This window comes from Celerinatantimonas sediminis (genome assembly GCF_046054195.1).
GTDB lineage: Bacteria > Pseudomonadota > Gammaproteobacteria > Enterobacterales > Celerinatantimonadaceae > Celerinatantimonas.
Genome location: NZ_JBEQCS010000004.1, coordinates 231,771 through 240,738, shown reverse-complemented (window position 1 = coordinate 240,738; position 8,968 = coordinate 231,771). Strand labels below are relative to the sequence as shown.

At 39.7% G+C, this 8,968-nt stretch carries 5 protein-coding genes; 4 read left to right on the top strand and 1 reads right to left on the bottom strand.

Going from position 1 to position 8,968, the window contains the following annotated elements:
* The first annotated feature begins 216 nt into the window (after window positions 1–216).
* A complete protein-coding gene (locus ABTQ23_RS07400; protein WP_408615038.1) occupies window positions 217–684 on the top strand; it encodes a cucumopine synthase-related protein in 468 nt (155 codons plus the stop codon).
* Between the two features lie 15 nt (window positions 685–699).
* Window positions 700–1,125: a hypothetical protein gene (locus tag ABTQ23_RS07395; RefSeq protein ID WP_408615037.1), complete on the top strand. Its 426-nt coding sequence runs from the start codon at window positions 700–702 to the stop codon at window positions 1,123–1,125.
* 65 nt (window positions 1,126–1,190) lie between these two features.
* Here the strand turns inward: ABTQ23_RS07395 and ABTQ23_RS07390 are convergent, their stop codons facing one another.
* The gene (locus tag ABTQ23_RS07390) at window positions 1,191–2,090 is read right to left on the bottom strand and encodes an AraC family transcriptional regulator (RefSeq protein ID WP_408615036.1); all 900 of its coding nucleotides are present in this window, start codon (window positions 2,088–2,090) and stop codon (window positions 1,191–1,193) included.
* Window positions 2,091–2,322: 232 nt separating this feature from the next.
* Here ABTQ23_RS07390 and proA point away from each other — a divergent pair, with 232 nt between their 5' ends.
* Window positions 2,323–8,172: an anti-phage protein ProA gene (proA, locus tag ABTQ23_RS07385; protein WP_408615035.1), complete on the top strand. Its 5,850-nt coding sequence runs from the start codon at window positions 2,323–2,325 to the stop codon at window positions 8,170–8,172.
* A gap of 177 nt (window positions 8,173–8,349) precedes the next feature.
* Complete coding sequence (locus ABTQ23_RS07380) at window positions 8,350–8,922, top strand: sigma-70 family RNA polymerase sigma factor (protein ID WP_408615034.1); 573 nt, start codon at window positions 8,350–8,352, stop codon at window positions 8,920–8,922.
* Window positions 8,923–8,968: the final 46 nt, after the last annotated feature.

Sequence of the window (8,968 nt, the reverse complement as noted above, 5' to 3'; positions counted from 1 at the left end):
GTTTATGGCTCATGGACACCTCTTTTTTTAGCTAGTTTATCTAACTAAAAGGTGTCTAGGAAATCAGTGGCGATTCAGTATGCGATCGGATTGCCTTTATGGATAAAGGAGAAATATTAGAGTGCTCAAGTCCAGATCATGTACTTAAGAACTCACAGTCAGAACGGATAAAAAAAATTTTATCCAGCTCTACCTAGCCAAGTATGGAGGATACTTATGCAAGTCACAGACGCTATTAAATTATTTGAAGAAGAACGAGAAAGAATTTGGCTAAATAGTCCAGATGACGTAAAAGATTTAGGCGAAGGCAAAATCGAACGTGGTACCGGTTCACGAGGCCAATATTTAAGTACAATTATATTTGCCGAAGGTGAAACCCGGACATTAGCTGATGAAATGTTATGGGGTATTATTCGCGTTTGTGAAGATACCGATGCAGAGTTAAAAACTCTTCAAGCTATTATTAATCAGATTATTGGCTATAAAGCGGATTTCTTTGATTTTGTAAATTTACCAGAAGCAGCTCGTCTTACCAAAATATATGTAGAAACAGCTTTGGAATGTAAAAACACTGAAGAGTTATGTTTATTGACGAAGGCAATGATTAGTTACGCTAACCGACTTCATATGTGGGTAGACTTTGTTTTCCCTTGGGGTCTGGGTGATGGTTTTCGTCGTAAATAGAATATGAAGTAAAAAATGATTTTAACAATGTCAGTCGAAGGCGTAGATATTTGTAGTATTAAAGTTTGGGAAGACAAAGTTCCTATGTTGGCAAAAGAATTGAAAGATAAATTGCCAATGAAAACCATGCTGCAACACGGTAAATTAATTGGTGATATGGTTTTCTTCACATTGCCAATTGTGGCTCCTTGGGAAAATAAATATCTGACTCAAGAAGTCGGTGCAGAGCGTAAAGCTAAATATGGTTCTAGCGCTGGTTCAGTTTGTTTTTACAGCCCTCGTCAGCAATTTTGTGTTGTTTATGGTGATGACACTGCCGAAGAGCCGTTACCTATCTCTTATATTGGTGAAGTCATTGATGGTTCACTGGAGCTGAAAGTTCTGGGGATCGAAACTTGGACTAACCAGGCTCGTGTCCTCGAGTTGCGAGTTGCATCGTAAAATACCACTGCCAGTTATTGGACTAAGCCCGCGCTAATGTGCGGGTTTTTAGTTTTATAAAATGGTTATGATGCGTCTTGATGGGTGAGAAATCGGATATCTTTCACTGGTGAGCGGCCAAATAGGCGGCTATATTCGCGACTAAACTGAGATGGACTTTCATAACCTACTTTAAAGGTGGCTTCGCTGGCACCTAGATTTTCAATTAGCATTAGCCGGCGCGCTTCGTTTAGCCGCAGTTTCTTCTGAAACTGTAAAGGCGTCATCGCGGTTACTAGGCGAAAATGTTGATGAAATGCCGACTTGCTCATTCCAACATAATCCGATAATTCGCCAATACTTAATGGCTGAGTGTAATTGCTTTTGAGCCAGTCAATCGCTTTAGCCACCTGTTGTGAATGGCTATTGGCAACTGTCAATTGGTAGAGTCGTTGACCCTGATTGGTCATCAATAAACGATAGAAAATCTCACGTTTAATCACTGGCGCTAAAATATCAATATGTTCTGGTTCATCGAGCAGTTCAAAAAGCCTGACAAAGGCATTTAATAGCGGCTCAGATAGCTCGCCTATACCAATGCCTGGTTGCGCTTGTGCAGATTGAGCAAAGCTCATTTTAGATTCTGTAATAAGCTGCGCAATTTCTTGTAAGTCCAACTGCATGACAACCCCTAGAAAAGGCTCTTGCGTTGATGCGCGTGTGATGTGTGCCATTACCGGCAGGTCAACAGAGGAAACTAAGAACTTTTGAGGATCATAGTTATAATTTTGCTCGCCGAGAATGACTTGCTTTTGACCTTGAGCAATCAGGCAAATACTTGCGTTTAATGTATAACTTGCGGGGTTAGTCAGGTGCTCCCAACGGCTGATGAGCATCCCTTCAATCGGCAAATCGACTTGGTTTTGTACACCTGCACAATCACTGATACATTTTGCCAGCTGTCGTAAACTGTTTGAAAAACTCATTGATATGCTCACCGTTGTACCTCGACGATAGTTCGTTTAGAGCATTTTATACTATGAATGGGCCGAACACTAAAATCGGTGGCTTAAGCGATTAAATAGATGTAGAGCTATTATTCGTATTAATAAGCCAGTACTTAGTACTCAACAAAAAGCTGGAGACTTGTGCTCAAGGCTGCTAAAAGTAATACTTCGTCTTAATTGCTTATATGTTACGGACAACTCGAGCGTTGCTATGATCGACATTGTATCTGTTCAAATCTATTCAATTTCCACATTTTCATTGGCTGCTCAACAAAATTCATATCCACTGATTAAAAATATCAAAGTTGAATACAGTGGAAATGTTGATGATTCGGCTTCGCCTGATCAGGTACTGAAGTCTCTTAAGCTCAAGCTAGAAGAGATTCCAGGGTGGCTTGCTGAGTACGAGTGGTTAATTGATGAGTTGAGACCTCGTCAGCGTATTGATTTAGTAATGGCTGATTTCAAATTACCATTTGAAAAACTATTTGGTTTGACTGAAGAGCTTAGTATTCAACTTACCTTCAATCTATATAACGACTTGGATGAAGTTATTTCATCAGTAGTTAAAAATGTCGATATATTGCCAGCTAATTACTGGGGAGGGGAGAATCGCCAGCCAGATTTGCTCGCTGCTTTTGTCAAACCCAATGGTATTTATGTTGAATCTCTTTTACGTCAAGTCGCCAACTCACTGGAGAAACATAGTCACTCAAGGAGCTTAGACGGCTATCAAAATAATACGAGAGAGAAGCCATATTTGATGGTCGCTACACTTTGGAATGTGCTCTTTGAACAGAAACTAGCCTATGTAAGCCCACCGCCGAGTTTTGCTAAGTATGGACAAAGGATTAGGCTTGCCAATGAGATCAGTAGCTCTAAGATTGCAGCATGTTTAGATACATCGTTGCTTTTCGCAAGTTGTATCGAAGCAATGGGACTTAATGCGATTATTGCACTAACTAAAGAGCATGCATTTGCTGGTGCTTGGTTAATTAATGAGAGATTACCCGTTTTAACCAACGATGACCCTATGGATGTCAGAAAGAGGGTTGATAATCGTGATATCGTTTTCTTTGAAACAACAATGATTACAAATAGTAATCCTGTTACTTTCGCTCAATCTGCTGAATATGCTCGATCACTTATTTCCGAAGAAAATGAAGACGATTTTGTTTATGTTATAGATATCGCGCAGGCAAGAGCTCGACAGATAAAACCCTTATCAACAGTGGAAGAAGCTCGACGCGAGGTTTCTGCTGAATCAACCGAAGGCTTGCCTGAGCCAGTCATTCCGCCGTTACCTCCGGTAAGGTTCGATGAACGAGTTGAACAAGAAACTCCTGAGACAAGAATCGACACCTGGTCTAGAAAACTTCTCGACTTATCCAAACGTAATAGCCTACTGAATTTTAGTGATAGAGCGATTTCTATTAGAATTTTTTGCCCTAATATCGCTTCACTGGAAGATATGTTAGCAGATGGTCAAAAGTTCCAATTTATATCGGCACAAGATAGTCCTTTAAATGATAGAAATCGAGATTTAGATGGTTTTAGAATGCAAAATGGTCGTGATTTGCACCGGGCATATGCATTAGATCAATTGGAAAATCAAGTTCTTATTGCTAACCAAAGTACAAAACGCATGGATAGTAGTGCGGTTTCTCTTTATCGTAAAGCTAAGAACGATCTCGAAGAAGGTGGCTCAAATACTCTATATCTCGCGCTCGGTATGCTGAAATGGAAAGAAAATCCCGAGGATGATCGCAGTTATCGAGCACCATTGATTTTATTGCCCATCACTTTATCCAGAAAGAGCGCACGTTCTCCAGTTTATTTGGAACAGTTAGCTGATGAAGAGCCTATCTTTAACCTCACGCTTATTGAGTTTCTTCAAGTAGAACAAAACATTAATCTCGCTGAGTTTAAGGATGATTTACCAAAAGATGACAGTGGTATTGATGTCGCTGGTATCTGGCGTAGAGTTCGTGATGAAATTAGTGAGCATCGAGGATTTGAAGTATCTGAAGAATTGGTCCTGGCTTCGTTTTCATTCTCAAAATATCTAATGTGGAAAGATTTACGAGATCGTATTGGAGATCTTAAAGAAAACCTTTTTGTAGAGCATCTGGTTGATAACCCAAGAGAACCATATCCACAGAAGTCAAATTTTATTGAACGTTATGATATTGATCACAAAGTAGATTTTTCAAAAATTTTCACTCCTTTGAACTGTGATAGCTCCCAGCTGGTAGCTGTTGAGGCCTCAGCTCATTCTCAAGATTTTGTTTTAGAAGGTCCCCCAGGAACAGGTAAGTCAGAAACGATTGCTAATATTATTGCTCATAATATTGGTATGGGCAGAACTGTGTTATTTGTCGCAGAGAAAATGGCGGCGTTAAATGTTGTTTACCGTCGGATGCAGAAAGTTGGTTTGCAGCATCTGTGCTTAGAGATACATAGTAATAAAACCAATAAAAGAATGGTGCTTGATCAGCTTGAAAAAGCGTGGACAAAGAGAAATGGGCTTAGCCAACAAACATGGGAGATGAATTTATCAGAGCTTGGACAAAAAAGAACACAATTAAATACTTATGTTGAGGCTCTTCATGCCCATACTATCTATGGTCTGTCGGTTCGAGATACGATTGCGACTTTAGCAAAACATTCAGATGAACTGGCCTTTGAATTGGATTGGCCTCTTGCTCTCAATGCTTGTCCTTTTAAAAATGAAAATGACTTAAAAGATGCGCAGACTAGGGCCAAAAATTTGGCCATTGCTTTTGAAGATCTGTCAGGTATAGAACCGATATCTTTCGAGATAATAAAAACTATCAATTGGTCAAATGTTTGGCAGACGCAGACAGCTCGCTTATTCGAGCAGTTGATAGACAAATCAGAGCCAGTTCAATCAAATGCGATTAGCTTTGCTGGGCAGTTTGATCTTGCATTAGATAACGTTTCATTGTCAGAACTACAAAAACTTTCCAGCTTAGGTGATTTGATTCGTATTGCCATACAAAACCCTATTGGCTATGCAATCGAAAAAGGGGCAAAGGAACGTTTAAGTGCGCTTAAAAAAGTTTCTGAACAAAAAGCAGTATTAGATACAACGATTAGTAAATTGGGACAACCCATATCGGTCGACAAACTTAAAAACGTTCCAATAAATGATTGGATTGAACTTGCCGAACAAGCCAATACAGGGTGGTTTAAGTCAATCATTAGTAAATGGAAACTTAAGGCTTCTTGTAAGAAAATTGGAATAGAACCGTTATCAAATTTAGATTTAGTTGATGTTTTCAAAGAAGCCGTCGCGCTCATTGCAGAAATTGAACAAACGCTTCCTAGTTTAAATGACTATAAGCTTTGGAGTGGTTGGGATACAACTAGTGCGGAACTAGAAAAGTTATACTATACCGGAGTGCAAGCAAGTCAGCTGCAGTCTAACGTCCTTTCGCTTTCTGATGATCCTGTGTCTGTATTAATACAGATTAAAAAGTGGTTTGTTGATGGAAGGGATTATCTCGAGGATTCAAAAGTCTATATTCAATGGTGTCATACGGATGAGGCTTTAAATGAATATAACGGACTTATCAATCAGTTAGAGCAATCAGGCGTTACTGTTTCTAATACTGACACACTTCAAGAAGTAGTTAGAAAATCAAATCACATCTTGAGTAATAGGACGAAACTTAAATATTGGTGTGAATGGCAATCAGCAAAAGAGACTGCTCAAGCAATTGGTCTCCAGTCTTTGGTAAATGCTATTGAAGCGGGATTAGTTTCTCCTAAGGATGCGAGTCATCAATTCTATGTTGCATATTGTAAATGGTTAGCACCATTACTCATTGACCAAAACCCAGCTCTTAGAAAATTTAAAGCGTCTTCACATGAAGAAACTATTAATAGATTTAGAGAGTTAGATGAAGAAGTTGCCAATATTACAAGTGAGTACATCATTACGCTTGCTTCACAAAAAATCCCTAAGCAAGGTGGTGCTAATCAGTCGGCTCAATTTGGTATTCTTGCAAGGGAGTTACAGAAAAAAACTCGCCATATCCCTATTCGAACATTGATCGAACAAATGGGAGAATCATTATTGGAGCTATGTCCTTGTTTAATGATGTCACCTCTATCGGTTGCTCAATTCCTACCGAGTGACTTTCATGGTGTAGATCTCGTCGTGTTTGATGAAGCGTCTCAGATGACGACTTGGGACTCGGTTGGTGCAATAGCGAGAGGGAAAAACGTTGTCATTGTTGGTGATCCTAAGCAAATGCCGCCGACTAATTTCTTTAATGCTCAAACTGCTAATGACGATGCCGATGAAGAAGATTTGGAATCAATTCTTGACCAGGCTCTAGCCGCAAGGCTTCCGCTTAAGCGGTTGATGGGGCATTACCGAAGCAAACATGAAACATTAATCGCATTTTCAAATAGCCAGTATTATGAGAATTCTTTGGTAACTTACCCATCTTCTGATACTAAAGAATCTGTCGTGAGTTGCCGCAGAGTCAATGGCATATATGCCAAAGGTAAAGGTCGAAATAATCCTATTGAAGCTAAGGCTGTAGTTGATGAGGTTATTAGGCGACTAAATGATCCAATACTGCAAAATTTATCCATTGGAATCGTTACTCTCAATACTGAACAACAGCGCACTATTGAAGATTTGCTCGATGATGCAAGGCGTCAATATCCGGAGATTGAGAAATATTTTCATGATAGCGACGGACAAGATCCGTTATTTGTGAAAAACCTTGAATCTGTTCAGGGTGATGAACGGGATATTATAATTTTAAGTCTGGCATATGGTCCGACTGAACCTGAAGCTAAAACAATGAGTATGAATTTTGGGCCGCTAAACAAAAGCGGTGGTGAAAGACGACTCAATGTCGCAATTACGCGCGCGACATCGGAAATTATTGTATTTAGTAGTTTTGATTCATCAATGATTGATTTAAGTCGTACCTCTTCTAAAGCTATTGAAGATTTAAAACATTATTTAGAGTTTGCTGAAAGGGGCCCAATAGCTCTGGCAGAACAGTCTTTTGCAAATTATGGCGTTGATCAATTTGATAGTGATTTTGAACAAGCTGTTGCAACATCGCTTAGAGCAAAAGGTTGGAAAGTACAAACTCAAGTCGGTGTTAGTAAATTCCGTATCGATTTAGGGGTCTTCCATCCTGATCAAGCAGGGCGATATCTCGCGGGAATTGAGTGCGATGGCGCAACTTATCATAGTTTACCAACGGCTCGTGACCGCGATAGAGTTAGGCAAAATGTCCTGGAAAATCTAGGGTGGAATATCATTAGGCTCTGGTCTACTGACTATTTTATTGATGCTGATGCGGCTATATCAAAAATTCATAACCAGCTACAACAATTGCTCGAGGACGATAGAAAACAAGAGAATTTAGATAGTCAGCTAAATATTGAGGATAATGTTCTCGAGTTTCCAACTTCTGAGAAAAAAACTCCAGAAGATATGATGACAGGAACTTATGCTAAAGCTGCATCGATTGATGAGTTAACTGAATCCAGCTTAGAAATAGGGCAAAGCCAAAATAGGCCTGAATATAACTTTTCTGCATCGGACTATTTCAAAGAAAATCATGCTGAGACTATCAATCATGTAGCGAAGGAAATCCTTGAGGAAAAGCCAGGAATTACCTTGCATACGTTGGCTCTTGATATCGCTAATCTTCACGGTTTGACAAGAACGAGTAAAAAGCAACGAGATTACTTGATGTCATTGGTCTCAAATTGGGCCGGAATTGTTGAAACACCTGAATGGGAGCCAACTCTTTGGGCTAGCTCAGAACAGATCTCGCAGGAGGTGGCATGGAGAGGATTGAATCCATTCGGTTATGAGCGTACTTGGTCTGAAATATCTTATCAAGAGGCTATGGGATTAGTTCGTTATGCATTACAAAAAGCGCCAACTGACCCCGTAGGCTTTATGTGTGATGAGTTTGCATTGAAACGTAGGCATGAGACGACTATTTCGCAATTTTCTAAATGGATAGAAATATTTAAGAATCAATCAGATGAATAATTTTGTTGGCTTCGATATCGATTAGGCGCAATTCCTGTGTATTTGCTAAATGCTGTACTGAATGCGCTTGCTGATCCCCATAAACGATAAAGTATCTGGTTATAAGTTTTTAACCAGATATCGCAGTTTCTTTTGAAGTGTGATGTAGACTCTAATTAAGACTGAAAAGTAGCTACTATGGCCAATTATAACTTAACGAGTGAAACATCAGCGGTGCCGTGTCTGATGACGACATGGCATCTTTTTGAGTCTGAACTTTACTATTGGCTTTTCAAACAGACCAATGATGAAGACTTGAGCTTTGACCTTTTGCAAGATACCTTTTTAAAGGCACTACAGCAGCAAAAAGCGTTTTGTGACATTCAAAATCAAAGAGCATGGTTGTACCGCGTTGCACGCAATATGCTTATTGATAAGCAGCGCCGAGCGAGCAAAGAGCAAGAACTAGATTTGAGTCATTACGACCCATCATGGGATGAACTTGAATTAGCCGCCATAGATAGCCTCGCGCAATGCCTGCCTCGAGCTCTTGAAAATCTGAGCCCATCACAGAGAAATATTATCACTCAGTGTGACTTACAAGGCCTGAGTCAACAGCAGTTTGCGCAGCAAAATAAACTCACATTAGTTGCAACCAAATCTCGGATCCAGAGAGCTCGGCAAAAGCTTAAGAGCATTTTACAAAAGCAGTGTCATATCCGTTTTGATGAACAAAACCGGGTGTGTTGTTTTTACCGAGATAACACCTGATTTACTTATCAAAATATTCCCCGCAAATATTTATAAATCTCTTTGC

Bases quoted from the DNA above. Each gene is read 5' to 3' on its own strand.
- ABTQ23_RS07400 (WP_408615038.1), top strand. From the start codon at position 217: ATGCAAGTCACAGACGCTATTAAATTATTTGAAGAAGAACGAGAAAGA.
- ABTQ23_RS07380 (WP_408615034.1), top strand. From the start codon at position 8,350: ATGGCCAATTATAACTTAACGAGTGAAACATCAGCGGTGCCGTGTCTG.
- proA (WP_408615035.1), top strand. From the start codon at position 2,323: ATGATCGACATTGTATCTGTTCAAATCTATTCAATTTCCACATTTTCA.
- ABTQ23_RS07395 (WP_408615037.1), top strand. From the start codon at position 700: ATGATTTTAACAATGTCAGTCGAAGGCGTAGATATTTGTAGTATTAAA.
- ABTQ23_RS07390 (WP_408615036.1), bottom strand. From the start codon at position 2,090: ATGAGTTTTTCAAACAGTTTACGACAGCTGGCAAAATGTATCAGTGAT.